Genomic DNA, 20949 nt, shown 5'->3' with positions numbered 1-20949 from the left:
TATAATAGGTAGTTAGAATGTTAGATAGAAAAGAGGGTCAAAGTGTGAAGAAAAAGAAGAAATGGATTTGGATTATTTCCGGAGTGGTGCTGATACTCCTTATTATAAATTTTGCTGCTGCGTTTTTCTTTTATAATCTTGCTATTGAACGCAATGTAAAAGATTTTCTAAACGATAATGATGACCTGGAAGTGGAAGCAGAGACACTGGATATTTTATTAGAAGGTGATTGGCGGGACTGGTCGGATGAACAGCCGTTTGAAACATGGCATCAGACTTCTTATGATAATTTTGATTTACAAGGGTATTATCTGGAAGCAGAACAGCCTACGAATAAAGTGGTTATCTTTGCCCATGGCTATTTGGGCCACGGGAAAGATATGGCTTTATACGGACAGCATTATTATGAGGATTTAGGATATAACATTTTTACGGCAGATATGCGCGGACATGGAGAGAGTGAGGGGGATTATATCGGTTTCGGCTGGCATGATCGTTTAGACTTGCTCGATTGGGTGGATAAAATCATTGAACGTGTCGGTGAGGATGCTGAAATTGTGTTACATGGGGTTTCCATGGGAGGATCCTCTGTTTTAATGGCGAGTGGAGAAGAACTCCCGCCAAATGTAAAAGCTGTTGTAGCAGATGCATCTTATACAGATGTTAATGATTTATTCTCTTATCAAATTGACCGGATGTTCCATCTGCCTTCCTTTCCGTTTATTCCATCTACCAGTCTTGTCACGCAAATTCGTGCCGGCTACGGGCTGAAGGAAGCCTCTGCTTTAGATCAAGTTGCAAAAGCGGAAGTGCCTATTTTATATATACATGGAAAAGAGGATGTCTTTGTACCCACTGAGATGACAGAGGAACTCTATGAAAATACTAAAAGTGAAAAGGAGCTTCTGCTTGTGGATGAGGCAAGTCACGGAGAGTCCTTTGTGAAGGATGAGGAATTATATAAGGAAACATTGGATGGTTTTCTGGAACGGTTTGTACAGAAGACTGACTGATACGATTTACTATCATCTAAAATCTGTCACATGGGAGCTTGGAACAGCTTATCAAAATGAAACCCCTGATCAATTGGAAGCGACCGAAATCCCGGCATCTAAATGGGCAATATTTGAAGTACGCGGTGCAATGCCGGACGCTATTCAAAAGGCATGGCAGCAAATATTTTCGGAGTGGTTTCCTTCCAGCAGCTATGAACATGCCGGCACACCTGAATTAGAAGTCTATTTGGATGGGGATGCCACAAAAGAAGATTACTATTCTGAGATTTGGATACCGGTCAAATAAGACACATGTATTGAAGGATAAAGAAAACCTGGCATTCGTTAAAGAGAGACTTCAAAGCATATTTTGCTTTTTTAGTATCCCTTATACTTTATTCCTTAAATTCTTAATACTTTCTTAAATTGTAAAAAAGACATGGATCATAACGCATGATCCATGTCTTTTTTATTCATATATTATACAAATAGACAAATAATCTGAAGAAATTTAATTAATATTTATAAATTCCCTTGCATAAACATGCATAAATATTTATAATAATGAATAATTCATTTTTCAGACAAGGGAGAGAGTATTTTTGAAGAAAGCGGCAATTATTGGCGGAACCGGATATGGGGCGATTGAACTTATCCGGCTTCTCCAATCACATAAAGAGATCGAGATTACTAAAATTATATCACAATCACAGGCGGGAGAGGAGTTAGCGGCAACGTATCCGCATTTAACAAATATTATCACGGAGGAGATGGTATCCCTGAATACAGAGGAACTAGAAAAAGAGATTGATATATTATTTCTGGCAACCCCGGCCGGCGTCGCTAAAGATATTATACCATCTTTTCAGGATACTGCTGTTCAATGTATCGACTTATCTGGTGATTTTCGATTAAATCAGGAAGAGTATAGCAAATGGTATGGAAAAGAGCCTGCTTCTGCTGTTGTATTGGAAAAAGCCGTGTTTGGACTCAGTGATATTTTTACAGAGGAAATTAAATCCGCATCGATTATTTCTAATCCAGGCTGTTTCCCAACCGCTGCTTTATCTGCATTAATCCCTCTCATCGATGGAGGTAAAATTCAGACAGAAGGTATTCGCATTGATGCAAAGACAGGAATCTCTGGAGCTGGAAAAGGCTTAAGTGAAAAAACCCATTTTTCTTCAGCAAATGAAAATGTGGTTCCCTATAAAATTGGGCAGCATCAGCATATTCCGGAAATAGAGCGCTATGCGTCTAAATTCACCGATAAAGATGTGAAGATATCCTTTACTACACATTTAATTCCAATGACAAGAGGACTGCTATGTACCATATATGCGGATATGAAAACGCAAGAAACCACAGCTTCTATTTTAGAATATTTGCAGGAATATTATCAGGGAAAATCCTTTATCCGTGTGTTACCAGAAGGTCATTTCCCGACAACTAAAGGGGTAACAGGCAGTAATTACTGTGATATTGGAGCATATGTAGACGAACGGACAAATAGTATTGTGATTGCATCGGCAATTGATAATTTAGTAAAAGGAGCGGCTGGTCAGGCAATTCACAATGCCAATTTAATGAACGGCTGGGAAGAAACCATGGGATTGGAGTTTATTCCGGTATTTCCATAATTAAAAGGAGGAGAATGGGTGGAACATACATTATCAAAGTCATTTAATATTTTAGAAAATGCACATATTGACCAGCCTAAGGGGTTTATCGCAGGGGGTATACACGCTGGTTTACGTAAATCAAAGCTTGATTTTGGATGGATTTATTCTGAGGTTCCGGCAAGTGCAGCAGCTGTATATACGCAGAATACATTCCAGGCTGCACCACTTGAGGTAACACAGGAAGCATTAAAGCATTCCAGCCAACTCCAAGCAGTCGTTGTGAATTCAGCGAATGCCAATTCTTATACAGGAGAACAAGGGTATCAGGATGCGATCCAAATGCAGCAATTGACTGCAGAAAAAATGGGGATCGATCCTTCGCTGGTTGCAGTATCCTCCACAGGTGTAATTGGCGAGATGTTGCCAATGGATTTGATAAAAGGTGCCATCGCACGTATTGGAGAAAGTGAAGCTGCAGCTGATTTTGAACATGCGATTTTAACAACGGATTTGAAAACGAAGCATATTGCTGTAGAGGTAGAAATAGATGGAAAACCCATTACGATTGCTGGTGCTGCTAAAGGATCTGGAATGATTCACCCCAATATGGCAACGATGCTTTCCTTTATTACAACAGATGCAAAGATCGAAGCTGACAGCCTTCAGCAAGGATTAAGACAAACCACGGACCAGTCTTTTAACCGGATTACAGTAGACGGAGATTGCAGTACAAATGATATGGTGCTTGTCTTAGCTAATGGCATGCAAAATAATGAGACGCTGCATCCACAACATCCGGAATGGCATCGATTTATAGAGGCATGGCAATTCGTCAGCCGGGAGCTTGCAAAAATGATAGCTAAAGATGGAGAGGGAGCAACAAAACTGATTGAAGTAACGGTTGAAGGAGCTAAATCGGAGCAGGAAGCAGCCGGAATGGCGAAAGCAGTGGTTGGTTCCAGTCTTGTCAAAACAGCCATTTACGGAGAAGATGCCAATTGGGGGAGAATCATCAGTGCACTTGGTGCAAGTGGCATACCTTTTGATAAGCATGGATTATCGCTTGCGATTGGTCCAGAACAGATTATTCAGGATGGGGAATTGCTATCCTTTCATGAACCAAATTGTGTCAAAGAATTGGTTAAGGATACGGTTCATCTTTTTATCAGTCTAAAGGAAGGTTCCGAAAAAGCAACTGTATGGGGCTGCGATTTAACCTATGATTATGTGCAAATTAATGCATCCTATCGAACGTGAGGTGTTCTAATGACAAAAGTAGTATTTAAAGTTGGCGGGAGTATCCTGCAGGAACTGCCGAAAGCTTTTTATGAACTCTTGATTGATTTAAAAGAAAAAAAGATTTGCGATCCGGTTATTGTCCATGGCGGCGGTCCAGAAATCAATCAGGCGCTGGAAAAAATGAAAATTGAAAGTACATTTATTGATGGACTGCGTGTTACCACAAAAGAAGTGTTAGAAGTTGCACAAATGGTAATGAGTGGAACAATCAATAAGCGGATCGTTCGTTCATTTCAAAATCAAAATGGAAAAGCAATCGGATTAAGTGGAGTAGATGGCAGGCTGCTGCAGGCTGAACCGATTCTGGATGGAAAACTGGGCTTCGTTGGAGAAGTTACCAAAGTGGAAACATACTGGATAGACATGATACTGAAAGAGGGCGGCATTCCTGTTATTTCTCCAATTGCAGCAGGTGAAGGAGAAACTTGCTTGAATATTAACGGTGATACAGCAGCTGGTGCTGTAGCAGAAGCATTAGGTTGTAAGCTTGTTTTAATCAGTAATATTCCGGGAGTAATGGAAACGGTCGATCAAAAAGAAGTCATTCACCATCATTTAACGAAAAAAGATGTAGAAGCATTGATTGATGCTGGCGTAATTTATGGCGGAATGATCCCTAAAGTGCGTTCTGCATTAGCAAGTTTACAGGGGGGCGTAGAAGAGTCAGTTATTTTAAACGGCTTGGAGCCGAATGACATTTTGAAATATTTAGATGGAGAAAAAGTAGGAACAATTTTAAGTGAAAAGGAGTTTGAGCATGTCTAGTACAACGACAACATCAGCATTAATGAAAACCTATCAACGTTTGCCGCTTCGCATTGTAAAAGGGAAGGGAAGTTACGTATGGGATGATCAGGATATAAAATATCTAGATTATACATCTGGCATTGCAACCTGTAACTTAGGGCATGTGCCAGATCAGGTGCAAGCAAAATTATCAGAGCAATTAGAGAATTTATGGCACTGCTCTAATTTATATCAAATTCCTGTGCAAGAGGCACTAGCTGAAAAATTAGCTTCTCTAAGCTGTTTCGATCAAGTATTTTTCTGTAATAGCGGTGCCGAAGCAAATGAAGCAGCTATTAAATTGGCTAAAAAATATGCCAAAGACCATCAAAAGCCGGAAAGAACGGAAATCGTTACTTTTTCCAATTCTTTTCATGGAAGAACAGGTTCTACCATGGCGGCAACAGCACAAACAAAAATTCATAACGGTTTTACACCATTGACACCTGGTTTTACCTATTTGCCATTTAATCAGCCGGAAGTAATTGAGCAGATAGATACGAATAAAACTGCAGGCGTGTTATTGGAGCTTGTTCAGGGAGAAGGCGGTGTTCATCCGGCAGACATCCAATGGGTAAAAGCTCTATATGATTATTGTAAGCAAGAAGACATTCTGTTTATGGTCGATGAAATTCAGACTGGAATCGGTAGAACGGGCTCACTCTTTGTATATGAGCAATATGATATAGAACCGGATGTGATTACGTTGGCGAAAGGATTAGGTTCCGGTTTTCCGATTGGAGCATTATTAGCAAAAAACAAAGCAGCAGACAGCTTTTCACCAGGAACTCATGGCAGCACCTTTGGCGGAAACCCACTAGCAGCAACAGCAGGGCTTGCTACTTTAGAACAAATTTCAGATCCTGTATTTTTTAACGGCCTAAAAGAGAAGTACTTTCTTTTAACAGAAGCATTAACAGAGCTGGCGGAAAATAATACACTCGTTAAAGAGGTACGGGGAAAAGGATTTCTTATCGGGATGGAAGTAGAAAATAAAGCGGGTACATGGGTTGAAAAATTAAGAGAAAAGCAGATTCTTGTTTTAACAGCAGGAGAGCACGTCGTACGTATTTTGCCTCCATTAACAACAGAGAAAGAAGAGTTATTCACTTTTATCGAAGTAATAACGGCTATTGCAGCAGATATAGAGGAGAAGGAGGAATAGTGTATGCCAATACATCCAGGGATAAAAAAAGTACTTGTTTTAGGTTCAGGACCAATTGTTATCGGTCAGGCAGCAGAGTTTGATTATGCTGGGACACAAGCTTGTCTTGCTTTAAAAGAAGAGGGACTCGAAGTAATTCTTATCAATAATAATCCCGCAACTATTATGACAGATGAAACCATCGCAGACCAAGTTTATTTAGAACCATTGGAAGTAGAGGTGGTTGAAAAAATCATTGAAAAGGAAAAGCCGGATGGTTTAATTGGAACCTTGGGCGGGCAAACGGGGTTAAATCTATCCCTGGAGCTTGATGGTAAAGGGATTCTGGAGAAGCATGGGGTGACATTACTCGGAACCTCCATTGCTTCTATACAAAAGGGAGAAGACAGAGAGAAATTCAGAGATTTAATGATTTCCATTCAGGAGCCTATTTCTGAATCACAAATTGTGACAAATATTGAAGACGGTTTGATTTTCGCTGAGACAATCGGTTATCCTGTTATTCTTCGTCCAGCCTACACACTCGGTGGAGAAGGCGGTGGATTTGCGAAAAATAAAGAAGAATTTTGTGAGTTATTAGCTAAGGGTCTTCACCTAAGCCCGATTACCCAGGTGCTTGTGGAGCGCAGCATTAAAGGATGGAAAGAAATTGAATATGAAGTGATGCGTGATGAAAGTGATGCCTGCCAAATTATTTGTGATATGGAGAATGTCGATGCCGTTGGTGTTCATACTGGTGATTCGATAGTAACTGCTCCAACACAGACATTATCAGCAGAACAAAATAAACTTTTGCGTGATGCATCCATAAAAATTATCCGTGCACTGGAAGTCGTTGGTGGCTGTAATATTCAATTTGCGCTGCATCCGGAAACAAATGAATATTGTATTATCGAAGTAAACCCCCGCGTAAGTCGTTCGTCCGCTTTGGCTTCTAAAGCAACAGGCTATCCGATTGCACGAGTGGCAGCCAAATGTGCAGTAGGCTATCATTTGAGTGAATTAGTAGATCCTGTAAGTGGAGCAACTTATCTTCATTTTACGCCTGATTTGGATTATACGGTTGTCAAAATTCCACGTTTCCCATTTGATAAGTTCTCCGAAGCAGATCGTACTCTCGGTACACAAATGAAGGCAACTGGTGAGGTTATGTCCTTAGATAAAACCTTCGAAGGTGCTTTAAATAAAGCAGTTCGCTCGATGGAAATGAATATTCAATCCTTGCGTTGGCCGGCCTTTGCAGAAAAAACGGATGAAGCGTTGGGGGCCTTGCTTGAGGAGCCGAATGATTTGCGTTTATTTGCTATCGCAGAAGCTTTCTGGCGCCAATTTTCTGTTGCGGAAATTGCTGAGCGGACGTTGATCCAGCCTTATTTCTTAGAAAAAATAGCAGCCATTATCCATTTAGAAAAAGAATTGGCAGCGGAGAGCTGGGAGAATATAACGGAAGAAAAAATTTTACAGGCAAAGCAATATAATATCAGTGATGTCCAGTTAGCTAAACTTTTCGATATAGAGCCGGCTGTTCTTCGCCAATTTTATAAAAACCGTGGACTCGCGCCTCATTATCGTTATGTCGATACGTGCCCGGGTACTTCGGGGAAAAACTCAACTTATTTTTATTCAACCTGGTCAGGCCCCAACCAAGTCCACCCGGTATCGGATAAGAAAAAAGCGCTGGTTATCGGTTCAGGCCCTATCCGTATTGGGCAGGGAGTTGAATTTGACTATTGTTCCGTGCATGCAGTGCAGGCGTTGCAGAAAGCTGGTTATGAAGCGGTTATGATCAATAATAATCCAGAAACGGTAAGTACGGACTATACAGTGGCAGATCGTCTTTATTTTGAGCCGCTTGCTTTGGAAGATGTACTGAATGTTATGGAAAAAGAAAATATTCAGGATGTCCTTGTTCAATTTGGGGGACAGACAGCTATTAATCTGATGGAGGACTTAAAAGAAGCAGGCGTTTCTGTTTTAGGAACGAGACCCGAAAATATGGATAAAATGGAAGATCGGGAACAGTTCTATACATTTTTGGAGCAATTAAATATTGCCCATATCCATGGAGAAATTGTGCATGATGTGGAAGAAACGAAAAAAGCTGCGCATCAGCTCGGATACCCTGTTTTGATCCGCCCGTCTTATGTAATTGGCGGACAGTCGATGTTTGTTTGTTACAATAAAGAAGAATTACTCAGTAATGTACAAAGAGTACAGGTGGATACGTATGATCAATGCTGGCCATTATTGATGGATTCCTATATGCCTGGATTAGAATGTGAAGTAGATGTTGTGAGTGATGGGAAAAATGTGGTTACTCCAGGAATCTTTGAACATATTGAAAAAGCAGGTGTTCACTCTGGGGACAGTACAAGTGTATTTCCTGCTATCACATTAACAGAGCAGCAAAAGGCGAAAGTCTATCAAATTTCGAAAAAGATTGCTACAGAACTCCCGATTATCGGGATGATGAATATCCAGTTTGTACTTTACCAAGAAGAAGTGTATGTTCTGGAAGTAAACCCCAGATCCTCCCGTACGGTGCCGGTAGTTAGTAAAGTAACAGGAATACCACTGGTTTCTTTAGCCGTGAATGCGCAATTAGGTGGATCTCTGCAAGCCTTTATGGAGGAATTTGCTGCGTATCAGGAGCCGGATTATTATACCGTAAAAGCACCTGTCTTTTCTAAAAATAAATTAAAAGGTGTCGATCATATTTTAGGTCCGGAAATGAAGTCAACCGGTGAAGCCATCGGGATGGACGTGACACTGGAAAAGGCAATAAGAAAAGCAATTATACCTTCGCAGAATCGTTTGAATAACACAAATAAATGGTTTGTATCGATAAGTGATCATCATAAAGAAGAAAGTATTCCATTTATCCAGGAAATTGCTGAAAAAGCAGAAATAATTGCTACTCAAGGAACAAGTGCTTATCTGAATAAAAAGCACATTTCTTCTACCGCGGTGAATCGTGAAATAGCTCATCTCAAAAAGCTGTTCTTACAAGATCCGCCTGCTTACGTGATTAATGTACCCAGTATTGGCAGAGATAAAGAACGGTTTGGTTTTCAGCTTAGAGAGCTTTGTATTCAATTGAATGTTCCTTATTTTACCAGCTTGGAAACAGCAAAACTCGTATGGCAATACCAGCACTTGGAGAATGCAGATATTCAATCTTTACAGGAGTATTTAAAGACATTGTATAAAGTTGGTAGTGTTCCTTCATAAAGAAATAAAAAATAGAGGCTGACAGAAATGTCGCCTCTATTTTAATGGTTTTATCACGGAGAACCGCCCGTAAAACTCCCGCCTCAAAATAAAGAGCGAAAATGAATTTATTTAGGCGGGAGATAACGGGCGCTACCTCCCTGAATCACTAAGGCTAATTCAGTGGGAGAATGAAGGAAGCAGACTAAGTTCGCGACGTCCTAAGATTGGGGCTGGGACTGGGACTGCGATTACTCGTCCCATCGTAAAGAGTTGTGCGTCGAAAAACTCCCACTGAATGAAGATTCGTTTTATAGATACTTTTCAAACCAGCGGCAAATATTTTCCAACCGGGCTACTCGTAAAGTTGGATTTCCGCTTCGGCTTAGTTCGTGATTAGCATTTGGGAAGCGGATGAATTCAACTTCTTTGTTTAAATGCTTTAACGTGATAAATAATTGTTCGCCTTGTTCGATTGGGCAGCGATAATCTTTTTCTCCATGGAGAATAAGAAGCGGTGTTTCTACGTTTTCTGCATATTTCAGAGGGGATATGTCCCAGAGCTCTGTCGGGTCTTCCATTAAATTTACGCCATGCTCCCATTTCGTAAAGAAAAAGCCAATATCGCTGACACCATAAAAGCTTAGCCAATTGGAAATCGATCTTTGGGTAACCGCTGCTTTGAACCGGTTTGTATGGCCGACAATCCAGTTTGTCATAAACCCGCCATAGCTGCCGCCAGTTACCCCTAAGCGGGTCTCATCAATAAAGGAGAACTGTTCTATGCAATAATCGACAGCCTCCATCAAGTCTTGATAATCTCCTTTACCGTAATTTTCCCGGACACCATTGACAAAATCCTGTCCATAACCGTGACTGCCGCGGGGATTTGTATAAAGAACAACATACCCTTTTGCTGCAAGCAACTGTAATTCATGGAAGAAGGTTTGTCCATACATGGCATGCGGACCGCCGTGAACCTCCAGTACAAAAGGATATTTCTTTCCTTCTTGAAACCCGTAAGGACGCAGAAGCCAGCCCTGGATGTCTAAGCCGTCGCTTGATGTAAATGTAATTTCCTCCGGCTCACTTAAAGCGACGTCATTGATAAAGGATTTATTTACATCTGTTAACTGCTCCAACGTATTATCTACAGACAGTTTATAAAAATTACAAGGATCTGTCGGATGACTGATGCCTAATATAAAGCTCTCTGTTTCAGGGTGATAGGAGAAGCCGAATAGATGGTTATGATTGCTGTAACGTGTTTTTAAATTACCTTCTAAATCAGTTTCATATAAATGGACAGCTCCGTAATCTGATCCAATAAAATAAATAGATTCGTTGTCGCTGGACCAGACAGGACCGGTTTCTGAATTGCCAAGACGCATATCTCCAACCATGGTATCACCGGGCTGTATGCTCCAATCCCCGGATAGAAGCTTTCTTTCTTTGCTTTTCAAATCATATAGGAAAAGCTTAGTTAAGGTTGCTCCTGCATATTCAAATTCATGTCCATAAACAACAATTTGTTTGCTATCTCTGGAGAATTTAGCGTTATGATAGCTCCCTTTACTATCTGTTAATTTCGTAATCTCTTTGGACTGCAGTTCCAGTAAATACAAGTCAGAGACCAACGAAGCATCAGCGTCTTCTTCCAAATTGGCTGCGAAAATAAGGTGTTTATTGTCAGGGGCTAAGTCAACCAAGTGATGATCCGAATCTTTGGATGTTAACTGATGGAATGTATCGGCTGTCACATCATATTGTATAATTTGTGCTTTGGAATGATCGTGGAAGCCTCCGGCGTCTGACTTATACTTTAGACGATCAACCACAAGCGGTTTCGTTTGTTGTTCTTTCTGCTTTGCTTGTTTTTCTTCTTTGCTTAATTCTTTTAAAGAAATAATATCATCATCTTTTTCAAGAAAAGAGCAGAATAAAATGGATTTCCCATCGTTTGACCAGACGGGAGAAAAGACCCCATTCGGAAAGGTAGTTATCTTCTTGGCCTCCCCGCCGTTAAAATCTGTTAACCAAATTTGTGAAGCGCCGCTGCGGTCAGACAGGAAGAATGCTTTTTCCTTATTGGGAGATACGCGAAAAGTATAATTGCGATGATTACCTGTAGTCCATTGCTTGTGTACATTATCCGTTAGATGATGCACAAAAACCTGTGATTCGTATTCCTTATCGGCGTTTACAGATGTGATCACATAACTATACGTATCTTCTGAAATGAATTCTGGTTCACTAACAACCTTAATATTCTGAAAATCTGTTGCAGTTAATGCTCTTTTTTCTTGTGATGTAGACATCCAATTCCTCCTTGTTAAATAATTCATTCTATCTGTATTTCAGTTTAAACTATTTCGATTTGCGAATCAATAATGGCTGGATGGATACGGGTGAATTCTGATAGAGCTTATTAGTATTTTCTAAATAAATATCCAATATAATATGGTAATATATTGGAAGATGTTTAGGGAGAAAAAAACCTGGCATGAATCAGTTTTAGACAGCAGGATTGGGGAATAGCAAACTTTTTTCGGGGAATAAACGTATAAGAAAAACAAAGAATGCATTGTGTGATGAAAAGTTTTGGAGGTTATGATATTGGATACACAGGAAATCTATTTTTACACTCAAAAAGGAAAGATTTTCGCAGCTTTTATTTTTTCTTTTACTTTTTTTATGCTGTGGCTGACGCCATGTATTTATTTTTTTAAGGAAGGGAGTATAATAGAAGGCTTCAGCGTGGCTATTTTACCCTTAGCTTTTGGTGTGTCATCGTTATTGGTGTTTAAAATGCTTATTGATGTTAAACCGTATCTGACTTTGACGAAAGAGACTCTGATTATTAAACATCCATTAAAGCGTGCGATTCATCTTAAGTGGCAGGATATTGAAAAGTATGAGATGTGGAAGGCTAATCTTACCCATTCGATCGATATTTATTTGGCCGACAAAGGGGAATATAAAGGGTTACACAAGCAATTATTTGTAAGAAATCGCTTTATGAAGCGTCTGCAAATAGATGATATTTCTCCTATTATAAAAGCCAATTTTACGTTAGGACTGATTAAACGGAAAGATCGGCCAAAACTGCTGAAAGAACTTGATTGGCGTACATTCCGTACAAAAGAAGAGGAGCTGATACGTGAAAAAGAAAAGAACAGGCAACTATACGGAGAAGAGATAGCGGACAGATTTTCGCCAAAGAAGCTTTTTGATCAAAAAAAAGAAGAAGTAGTGCAATTAGAACAATATAGTCAAATAAACCGGAAATACATTTTGAAGATTACAGCAATCAGTTTCATTATAACGGTTGGTATCTCTTTCTTTCTGTATCAAACTGAGGGAGATAACTTTTATAATGAATCCATGCCGATAATGATTGTCTGGTTTATTTTATATCCAATTGCAAGGATCATTTATGATATTGCCGGGGGATTCAAACTTAGTTTTAAGATAAAAGAAAGTGCGACGCCTCATCTTGAAAAACTGGAATTAATTATTCATGTTTTCATTCTTTACATATTGAGTTTTATTGTCATTCCCGTTGGAGCTGTCTATTTGTTGGTAAGAGCGGTCGTCCGCCGTCTTTTAAAACAGTAAATAATATATTATTAATCAACTATCTCACCTAAAAATAAGCATATATATCTTGCTGTTTCAGGATTATCAAGTTCTTCTTTATTGTGCTTGCTTTTTAGTTAAATCAGCTTTTTTTGAACGAATGATAGTGTATAGCTCCCGCTCCAGCCAACCACTCCGCTTAATTAGGATTCTACAGCGAATGAATGAAATAACATCCTGTTGGGGTGGACGAAATAATATCTCTATCCCTTGATGACAAGATCATTCCGTTATTACAAATGGTTGCTTAGCAGTTCGAATCATGACAGCATGGATAGATAACATCAGGAATAGCTTTTACGCACAGAAAAGAGTGATTACGAAACATTTTTACCATGCACCACAAAAAATCTCTTCAGTCTGGTCTACTTTTTATTTGTTCAGCTATTCCACGTATAGAACACCTTACTAGCGGAGGCGGACCGTTTTGACTCCTGAGGGATCAGCACCATCTGAAGATCCACTTTTGCCAAGTGCTCTTCTTGGCAAAAGTTAGCTGAAGAGCGTGCCCCTAGGAAAGCAAAACGGTCCGCCGCAGCGGTGTCTTACACTTCACACCTCACCTTTTATTCTTTGTCAAGGGAGTTATCGAAGGAACGACCAACTCCTGTTTCTCTGGAAATGAAGTTTCTTTTTAAGGTGCGAAAGTTGAGTTATTATATAAAAAAACAGCCACCGCAATTATGATGGCTGTTTCACATTACAAATTTTTAATTAATTTGTCGGTAATTTTCGCATCTTGCTCATATGCTTTTTGCAGGGTGCGGGTGATTTTTCCAGGCTCTCCGTTGCCGACGACAACATTATCAAGCTGGTTAACAGGCAATACTTCCGATGTGCTGCTGGATAAAAACATTTCATCTGCGTGCTGGACATCTTCAATATAAAAAGCTTCTTCAATCAGAGGAATATTTTCATCCTTCAAGAAACGTTCGACTGCCATACGTACACATCCGTGCAGAATATTATTCGTAGCCGGGTGTGTGTATACTTTTCCATCTTTTACTAAGTAGATATTGGAGGAGCTACATTCGGTTACTACTCCATCACGATGCAGGACAGCTTCATAGCAATTGTTTTCTTTTGCTGTTTGTTTTGCCAAAACGTTTGGAAGCAAATTCAAACTTTTGATATAACAGTTTTCCCAGCGGATATCACGTTGGGAAATCGTCTTTACGCCATTTTCCAAAAACTTTTCATTTCTAGGTAAATCCTGGAGATAAGCATAAATATTTGGTGTTACTTCTTGTGGAAATGCATGGTCTCTTGGAGCAGAACCTCGCGTGATCTGCATATACACCTTACCGTCATTTTTCATTTGATTTTTTTCAATTAATTGATGTAGTAATTCAATCATCTTCTCTTTATTATAAGGAATGTTGATTTTAATGGCTTCGGCTGAACGATACAAGCGGTCGACATGTTCTGTCAAGAGATAGTATCCTCCGTTATAAATACGAATGACCTCATAAATGCCATCGCCAAACTGCAATCCTCTTTCTTCAAACGGGTAACTGAGACTATCCTTATCAACAAATTCTGACTGGGTAAGAATAGTTGAATATACTGACATTTTTAAATTCTCCTCTCGTGAAGCATAATAATAGTTTATTACGCAACCAGACGATTGTAAATAGATAACAAGATAAAATGAAACTTCATTCAGTGGGAGTTTTACGGACGGTTCTCCGTGATAAACTTGAGGCATCGTAGAAGTATATGAATTGGAGTTTTAAATTATTCCAGCTGCCTAATCATACTCACTCAATTTTCGCACCTAAGAATAAGCATATATATCTTGTTATTTAGTTATATATCCGGCCATTTTGGAATTGGTGATTGTGCATAGCTCCGCTCTGATGGGGTTCTACAGCGAATGAAAGAAATAACATTTTGATAAGTTGGTCGAAAATAGCAGTTTTCGCCTGGACAACCAATCATGACAGCTTGGATAGTTAACATCAGGAATAGCTTCCATGCACAGAATGTAAACTTGACAGAACATTTTACCATACAGCATAAAAATATGTTCCATCTGATTAAACATCTATTTGGTGAGTTGTTTTCCGCGTATAGAACACCTTACTAGCGGAGGCGGACCGTTTTGACTCCTGTGGGATCAGCACCGTCTGAAGATGCCCTTTTGCCAAGTGCTCTTCTTGGCAAAAGTTAGCTGAAGAGCATGCCCCTAGGCAGACTAAGAACGCAACGTCCTGGAGTTGGGGCTGGGACTGCGATTACTCGCCCCATCAAAACCATTGTACGTCGGAAAGCAAAACGGGTCCGCCACAGCGGTGCTTTACACTTCACCTTCTATTCTTTTTATTGAAGGAACGATCAACTCTTGTGTCTATGGAAATGAAGTTTCTTTTTTTATATACGAAGGTTGAGATACTAAATATTAATTTTCGATTTCTGTTTCATGAAAAAAATTAAATTTATTGTTGATTTTTATCGAATACGTTGCTATAATAAATCTTGTCGTTGAAAAACAAATACAAATCATGCGGGTGTAGTTTAATGGTAAAACCTCAGCCTTCCAAGCTGATGACGAGGGTTCGATTCCCTTCACCCGCTCCATACATATGTGATAACGCAGTGTTTCGTACTCAGTCTACGAAGCGTTGCGTTTTTATTTTGTGCTTTATAAAATATTATATTTGTTAGAGATAGATAGCTACAACGCCAACTAAGGCATTCGTGAATGCCAAGTTTTCGTTATTAAATATTTGTTCATCTTCCTTTAAACATGTACGCTGTTTATAAAAGAATCCAAACAGAATGGAGGGGCGATAATGAATCGTCTTAAAAATAACTTATTACAAATCGATCGGAAAAGTTACAAAGCTTATAAGCAAATTGCAGGAAGCTATACGTATCCACGTTATACACTCCATATTGACTATGTACAAGGAGATCCATTTGCCAGTCCTTCAAAAATAAGGATAGTGATTCCGGAAAAGGAACGTCATATAGCGTCTGAGTGGTTGGAAACTAAATCCCGCCGTGTTGCAGTGGAAGATGCTTTTGCACGAGCGGTTGATAAAGCAGTAAAGCAAAATAAAGTGTCCATAAATGGTTCCGGAAAAAGTGGTATGATTGCTTTTGATGGACCGGGTCAGGAAATATTGGAACGGACAGCTGTAAACATTGCAAAACAAGAGATAGCGGTTTGCTTATCTGTTGGTTTACCTGCTAATGGACGTTCCATTAACGGAAAAGAAGCAATCAAATTATTTAACCAAGCTATTCCAGATCTATTGGAGAATTCAACTTTTAAAATTTTAGATAAAGACATTCAGCAAGCAGTCCAATTAGCTGATCAGCAAGAAGCGATATGGCAAGCAATGAAAGAAAATAACTGGGTAAGTTTTATTGCCAACGGTTCTATTTTGCCAAGAAAAAGCGGCGTGAGTGATTTGCCTGCTGGAGGAGCAATTGCCTTTCAAAGTCCGCCGGAAGATGAAGTAGAATTAACCCTTCCTCATGGCAAAATAGTAAAAGGAATGGCAGTTAAGCAAGGTGTCACCCTCATTACCGGCGGTGGTTATCATGGGAAAAGCACACTCCTTCAAGCGATAGAACGTGGCATTTATCCGCATTGCCAAGGAGATGGACGTGAATTTATTTGTACGGATCCGAGTGCTGTCAAAATTCGGGCAGAGGATGGCAGAGAAATATCATCTGTAAATATTTCTCCTTTTATTTCTAATCTTCCTCATGGAAAAGATACGACGTCTTTTTCAACAATGAACGCTAGTGGAAGTACTTCACAGGCAGCGAATGTAATGGAAGCTTTAGAGGTCGGAGCAGAAACATTGCTGATTGATGAGGATACCAGCGCCACCAATTTTATGATCCGCGACAGCCGTATGCAAAAGCTGATTGACCCTGAAAATGAGCCGATTACCCCATTTATACATCGAATCAGACAGCTGGTGGATGAAACAGATAAATCAGTTGTTTTAGTAACGGGTGGTTCCGGAGATTATTTTGCTGTGGCAGATACCGTTATTCTTATGAAGGAATACAAGCCGAAAAATGTAACACAAAGAGCAAAAGAAATTATAAAGGAAGATCCTATTGCAAATAGTAATGTAGAGCCGGCGGATTTTACGAGCTTGCAAAACCGACAGCTGTTAGCTTCTACATTTCCTAAACAGACGGATAAAAGATTTAAAATCCAGGCAAAAGGGCAATTTCAAATTTTATTTGGAAAAGAACCGATCACCTTTGCTTATACAGAGCAGCTGGTAGATGCTTCTCAAACAAGAATGATTGCGGAAATCATTCAGTATCTTTATCGGAATGAAGGAAGTAATTTTTCTTCGTTTGAAGCTTTAATACAGCATATTGATGAAAAAATGGACCAGGGACTGGAAAAACTGACTAAAAGTAATGAGAAACACCCTGGGGATTTAGCGAGACCAAGGAAAAATGAAATTGCTGCGGTATTGAATCGAATGCGTAAAGCAAAATTCTCAATGAAGTAAATACAGTTATCTCTATCTGAAATAATGAAGTGGATGCACAATGATAAAAATGAATCGAAGGGAGGCGGCAGGATGAAAATAGAAGAGCTGCAAAAAGATATTCAAGCCTATGCGAAAACAATCGGTATCGATAAGATTGGTTTTACAACGGCTGATATTTTTACAGAGATGAAGGAACGGTTACGGCGTCAGCAAGAGCTGCAGTATCAATCCGGTTTTGAAAAAGGAAGTATTGAGGAAAGGACGGAACCTCAAAGGTTACTTCCGGAATCTAAGTCTATTATTTCCATTGCCGTCGCTTATCCTTCACGAATGGAGAAAACACCGAGAGGGACAAAAGGAGATAGACGCGGCATTTTTGCACGTGCCTCATGGGGCATAGATTATCACGTAGCTTTACGGGAACGACTAGATAAACTCGGGGAGTATATAAAAAAAAGAGTACCCGACGCCGTTATTAAGTCTATGGTAGATACAGGAGAATTAAGCGACCGGGCTGTGGCTGAACGTGCAGGTGTCGGGTTCAGCGGCAAGAACACTTCCATAATTACAAAGGAGTATGGTTCGTTTGTTTATTTAGGAGAAATGCTGACCAATATTCCGTTTATCCCTGATTCGCCGATAGAGGATGGTTGCGGAGATTGTACGATTTGCTTAGACGCTTGCCCTACCGGAGCCATTGTCCAGGGCGGACAGTTAAATGCACAGCGCTGTATCGCATTTTTAACACAGACAAAAGATTTTTTACCAGAAGAATTTCGTACGAAAATAGGAAATCGGTTATACGGATGTGATACATGTCAGCAGGTATGCCCTTGGAATCGAGGAAAAGACTCTCATTTCCATAAAGAATTAGAGCCGGAACCGGAGTTAGTTAAACCGAGACTCAAACCAATGCTTCATTTATCTAATCGAGAGTTTAAGGAAAAATTCGGACATATGTCAGGTTCTTGGAGAGGGAAAAAACCGATTCAACGAAATGTTATTTTAGCGTTGGGTCATTATAAAGAGGTTACTGCTGTTGAAGATTTAATAGCTATTATGAAAAATGATCCCCGGCCAGTTATCCGTGGCAGTGCTGCATGGTCGTTAGGGAAAATAGGAACAGATGTAGCGAAAGAAGCGCTATCTCATGCGTTAGAAAAAGAAGATGATGAACAAGTGCAATATGAAATGGAAAATGCTCTGTTTGCAATGACTGCTAATTAAAAGAAAGGCATGTATACAATTTTTTGCCATTCAATTGTCTCCTCTACACAGAATATCGTCCATAAAACTCACGCGGAATGAAGTTTCGTTTTATCACGGAGAAGTGCCCGTAAAATTCCCGCCTCCAAATAAAGAGGCAGAATAAATTTATTCAGGCGGGAGATAACGGGCACTAACTCCCTGAATCAATCAACTAATCATTCAGCAGGAGAAAAGAAAAACTCCTGCTGAATGAAGTTTCGTTTTATGCATAAGCTTTGACGAGGAGGCGATTTTTTTATGGGAGATATCCAAACGTACTGGCAGCATTTTTTCAGAGGAACTAAAGAAAATCAAGATTGGTGGCATAAAAAGAAGGAGCTTTGTAAGAGGAGAGAGGCGCAAATTGTAAAGGTAAAAGGGAGAGGCCTCGTCTTAAGCAAACAATCCTATGACACCATCAGAAGCATGAAATATGCGGTACACTTTGTATATTTAATGAAACATGGGGATCTTTTTTATACGGAAGAACAGGTCATCCCCTATCAGCTTGTGAAAAAATCGAACGAAGAAAATAGGCATCAATATATCGAAAAGCCTTCAGTGGAAAGTGGCAACAATCTGATTCCTGTTTTTAAACAAGAAAACAATAAGGATAATCATCGTGAAACAGAATATAATCGGCTGGAAGCAGTAAAATATGCAGAACGTTGGTGGAATAGTTATAATCCGGAATATCTTCGCTTTGAAGATGATTGCACGAACTATATTTCCCAATGTTTACGGGCTGGAGGCGGCCCCATGTGGGGAGAACCAGTTCGGGAACGGGGCTGGTGGTACGGAAACGATTCATGGAGTTTCAGCTGGTCTGTAGCCCATTCGTTCAGGTGGTATTTAAGCGGCTCTGAACGTGGTATAAGAGGAATAGAGGTTGAAACACCGGAAGAATTAAATCCAGGTGATGTGATTTGCTATGATTTTAATGGTGACGGAGCATGGAATCATACAACTATTGTGGTTCGAAAGGATGCTGAAAATATGCCGCTCGTTAATGCACATACAGACAATAGCCGTAACCGTTATTGGTCCTATGAGGACTCAACTGCCTGGACGCCAGAAATAAAATATAAGTTTTTTCGCATTGAAATAAGTTAGTGTATAATAAAGTGAAGTTTTTTAATTCAACCTCCCCAACAAATCGGGATTGTCAAAACTTTAATAGATATAGAAATGACAGAACTAGACTTTTAGAATTTAAAATTGAAGGAGAATGAACGGTGAGTTTACACGTTGTATTATTTGAACCAGAAATCCCGGCAAACACGGGGAATATTGGAAGAACATGTTTAGCGACTGGAACAACTTTACACCTTATCCATCCGCTTGGTTTTTCAACAGATAGCAAAATGGTCCGGCGTGCCGGTCTGGATTATTGGGAAAATGTTGATGTAAGAGAATATGATTCTATGGAAGAATTGTATCAAACCTATCCAGAAGGAAGCTTTTATTATATTGAAAATTTTGGAACGAAGTATTACACCGATTTTGATTTTTCACCTGTGGATACAGACCAATTTTTTGTATTTGGAAAAGAATCAACGGGAATCCCCCGTGAATTGCTGGAAGGTAAAGCAGACAAATGCTTACGGGTTCATATGAATGACCAGGTCCGTTCGTTAAACCTGTCGAATACAGCTTCTATTATTATTTACGAGGCCTTAAGACAGCAGGGATTTCCTGATTTACATTAATAACGAATGTTCAATCTGGTAAACGAAGCATTTAGATGTTACTCTTTGTTGATTGAGACCTGCAACTATGATTGCATTTCCCTTTATAAACTGTAAAAAAGATGTCTCCGGGACAGGAGGCATCTTTTTAATTACGACCTTTGATAAAGTTTCTTTCATGTTAGCAAGTACGTTGATCTTCTTTTGGAACTCCTGGTTTTGATGCGTAGCCAGACGTGAAGCAAGAAACAAGAAAAGTAACAGTTACTCCCATGATTAATGCTAAATTCATAAACGGATTCCTCCTTCTATGTAGTAATGATACCCATTTTTGGTACGTTAGAAAACATTTTAAGGCATGATGAATTCACAGCTCATTCCTATGATGGTTAGAAACAGGCAGGTGACTTCAGTTTGCCCCAATTAATCAGCTTCCATTATGAGGCATCTGATTTTACATCTGACAGGAAATATTATTGTCTGTCAGCATGAAGTTTTGTCCTTATTATAACGGAAAAATCCGATATTGTGAACTATTCTTATATTTAATTTAACTTTCGCGTCTAAGAATAAGCATATATATCTTGCTATTTCAGGATGAAAATATTCTCCATTACCATGCTTGCTTTTTGATTAAATATCCGGCCATTTTGGAATTGATGATTGTGCATAGTTCCGCTCCGGTCAACCATTCCGCTCTGATGGGGTTCTACAGCGAATGAAAGAAATAACATTTTGATAAGTTGGTCGAAAATAGTAGTTTTTGCCTGGACAACCAATCATGAAAGCGTGGATAATTAACATCAGGAATAGCTTTTATGC

General features: G+C 39.5%; 14 protein-coding genes and 1 tRNA gene. 13 read left to right on the top strand and 2 right to left on the bottom strand.

The features are described 5' to 3' along the window. The first annotated feature begins 17 nt into the window (after window positions 1-17). The 7 genes from BN986_RS16555 to carB all read left to right on the top strand — a co-directional run bounded on the left by BN986_RS16555 (window position 18) and on the right by carB (window position 9098). Window positions 18-1013 carry an alpha/beta hydrolase gene (locus BN986_RS16555; protein WP_052400841.1) on the top strand — a complete coding sequence of 332 codons (996 nt, stop codon included), beginning with the start codon at window positions 18-20 and terminating at the stop codon, window positions 1011-1013. After that, window positions 994-1302, top strand: a complete 309-nt coding sequence (locus tag BN986_RS26750) for a GyrI-like domain-containing protein (protein WP_244445019.1) — start codon at window positions 994-996, stop codon at window positions 1300-1302. Before BN986_RS16555 ends, BN986_RS26750 begins: the two co-directional genes overlap by 20 nt. A 295-nt stretch (window positions 1303-1597) precedes the next feature. Then, window positions 1598-2635, top strand: a complete 1038-nt coding sequence (gene argC, locus BN986_RS16545; RefSeq protein ID WP_040982066.1) for an N-acetyl-gamma-glutamyl-phosphate reductase — start codon at window positions 1598-1600, stop codon at window positions 2633-2635. Between the two features lie 18 nt (window positions 2636-2653). After that, window positions 2654-3874, top strand: a complete 1221-nt coding sequence (gene argJ, locus BN986_RS16540; protein WP_040982064.1) for a bifunctional ornithine acetyltransferase/N-acetylglutamate synthase — start codon at window positions 2654-2656, stop codon at window positions 3872-3874. 9 nt (window positions 3875-3883) lie between these two features. Further along, window positions 3884-4681 carry an acetylglutamate kinase gene (argB, locus tag BN986_RS16535; RefSeq protein ID WP_040982063.1) on the top strand — a complete coding sequence of 266 codons (798 nt, stop codon included), beginning with the start codon at window positions 3884-3886 and terminating at the stop codon, window positions 4679-4681. Further along, a complete protein-coding gene (locus tag BN986_RS16530) occupies window positions 4674-5867 on the top strand; it encodes an aspartate aminotransferase family protein (RefSeq protein ID WP_040982061.1) in 1194 nt (397 codons plus the stop codon). Before argB ends, BN986_RS16530 begins: the two co-directional genes overlap by 8 nt. 3 nt (window positions 5868-5870) lie before the next feature. Then, entirely contained in the window at window positions 5871-9098 is a 3228-nt protein-coding gene (gene carB / locus BN986_RS16525) for a carbamoyl-phosphate synthase (glutamine-hydrolyzing) large subunit (protein WP_040982060.1), read from the top strand. Between the two features lie 290 nt (window positions 9099-9388). On the opposite strand, the gene BN986_RS16520 is transcribed toward carB, so the two are convergent. Further along, window positions 9389-11395 carry a S9 family peptidase gene (locus BN986_RS16520; protein WP_040982057.1) on the bottom strand — a complete coding sequence of 669 codons (2007 nt, stop codon included), beginning with the start codon at window positions 11393-11395 and terminating at the stop codon, window positions 9389-9391. Window positions 11396-11687: 292 nt separating this feature from the next. Here BN986_RS16520 and BN986_RS16515 point away from each other — a divergent pair, with 292 nt between their 5' ends. Then, window positions 11688-12695: an STM3941 family protein gene (locus tag BN986_RS16515; RefSeq protein ID WP_316244932.1), complete on the top strand. Its 1008-nt coding sequence runs from the start codon at window positions 11688-11690 to the stop codon at window positions 12693-12695. A gap of 721 nt (window positions 12696-13416) precedes the next feature. Here the strand turns inward: BN986_RS16515 and dat are convergent. Then, window positions 13417-14289 carry a D-amino-acid transaminase gene (gene dat / locus BN986_RS16510; RefSeq protein WP_040982053.1) on the bottom strand — a complete coding sequence of 291 codons (873 nt, stop codon included), beginning with the start codon at window positions 14287-14289 and terminating at the stop codon, window positions 13417-13419. 933 nt (window positions 14290-15222) lie between these two features. Here dat and BN986_RS16505 point away from each other — a divergent pair. The 5 genes from BN986_RS16505 to BN986_RS16485 all read left to right on the top strand — a co-directional run bounded on the left by BN986_RS16505 (window position 15223) and on the right by BN986_RS16485 (window position 20148). Beyond that, window positions 15223-15296: transfer RNA gene (locus BN986_RS16505), tRNA-Gly, on the top strand. 215 nt (window positions 15297-15511) lie between these two features. Then, window positions 15512-17209: an ABC-ATPase domain-containing protein gene (locus BN986_RS16500; RefSeq protein ID WP_040982051.1), complete on the top strand. Its 1698-nt coding sequence runs from the start codon at window positions 15512-15514 to the stop codon at window positions 17207-17209. A 72-nt stretch (window positions 17210-17281) separates the two neighbouring features. Continuing rightward, complete coding sequence (gene queG / locus BN986_RS16495; protein ID WP_040982050.1) at window positions 17282-18418, top strand: tRNA epoxyqueuosine(34) reductase QueG; 1137 nt, start codon at window positions 17282-17284, stop codon at window positions 18416-18418. 279 nt (window positions 18419-18697) lie between these two features. Then, complete coding sequence (locus BN986_RS16490) at window positions 18698-19552, top strand: amidase domain-containing protein (RefSeq protein WP_040982048.1); 855 nt, start codon at window positions 18698-18700, stop codon at window positions 19550-19552. Window positions 19553-19674: 122 nt separating this feature from the next. Beyond that, complete coding sequence (locus tag BN986_RS16485; RefSeq protein ID WP_040982047.1) at window positions 19675-20148, top strand: tRNA (cytidine(34)-2'-O)-methyltransferase; 474 nt, start codon at window positions 19675-19677, stop codon at window positions 20146-20148. The last annotated feature ends 801 nt before the right edge of the window (window positions 20149-20949 follow it).

Origin of the sequence: Oceanobacillus jeddahensis (genome assembly GCF_000750635.1) — a bacterium.
In the GTDB taxonomy this organism is placed as follows: Bacteria; Bacillota; Bacilli; order Bacillales; family Amphibacillaceae; genus Oceanobacillus; species Oceanobacillus jeddahense.
The sequence above is the reverse complement of the archived record's forward strand: the minus strand, read 5'-3'. Positions and strand labels throughout refer to the sequence as shown.

What these genes read in the sequence shown, in the direction of transcription:
- BN986_RS16555 (WP_052400841.1), top strand. Translation starts at nt 18, where the DNA reads ATGTTAGATAGAAAAGAGGGTCAAAGTGTGAAGAAAAAGAAGAAATGG.
- argB (WP_040982063.1), top strand. Translation starts at nt 3,884, where the DNA reads ATGACAAAAGTAGTATTTAAAGTTGGCGGGAGTATCCTGCAGGAACTG.
- BN986_RS16530 (WP_040982061.1), top strand. Translation starts at nt 4,674, where the DNA reads ATGTCTAGTACAACGACAACATCAGCATTAATGAAAACCTATCAACGT.
- carB (WP_040982060.1), top strand. Translation starts at nt 5,871, where the DNA reads ATGCCAATACATCCAGGGATAAAAAAAGTACTTGTTTTAGGTTCAGGA.
- BN986_RS16520 (WP_040982057.1), bottom strand. Translation starts at nt 11,395, where the DNA reads ATGTCTACATCACAAGAAAAAAGAGCATTAACTGCAACAGATTTTCAG.
- BN986_RS16515 (WP_316244932.1), top strand. Translation starts at nt 11,688, where the DNA reads ATGATATTGGATACACAGGAAATCTATTTTTACACTCAAAAAGGAAAG.
- dat (WP_040982053.1), bottom strand. Translation starts at nt 14,289, where the DNA reads ATGTCAGTATATTCAACTATTCTTACCCAGTCAGAATTTGTTGATAAG.
- BN986_RS16500 (WP_040982051.1), top strand. Translation starts at nt 15,512, where the DNA reads ATGAATCGTCTTAAAAATAACTTATTACAAATCGATCGGAAAAGTTAC.
- queG (WP_040982050.1), top strand. Translation starts at nt 17,282, where the DNA reads ATGAAAATAGAAGAGCTGCAAAAAGATATTCAAGCCTATGCGAAAACA.
- BN986_RS16490 (WP_040982048.1), top strand. Translation starts at nt 18,698, where the DNA reads ATGGGAGATATCCAAACGTACTGGCAGCATTTTTTCAGAGGAACTAAA.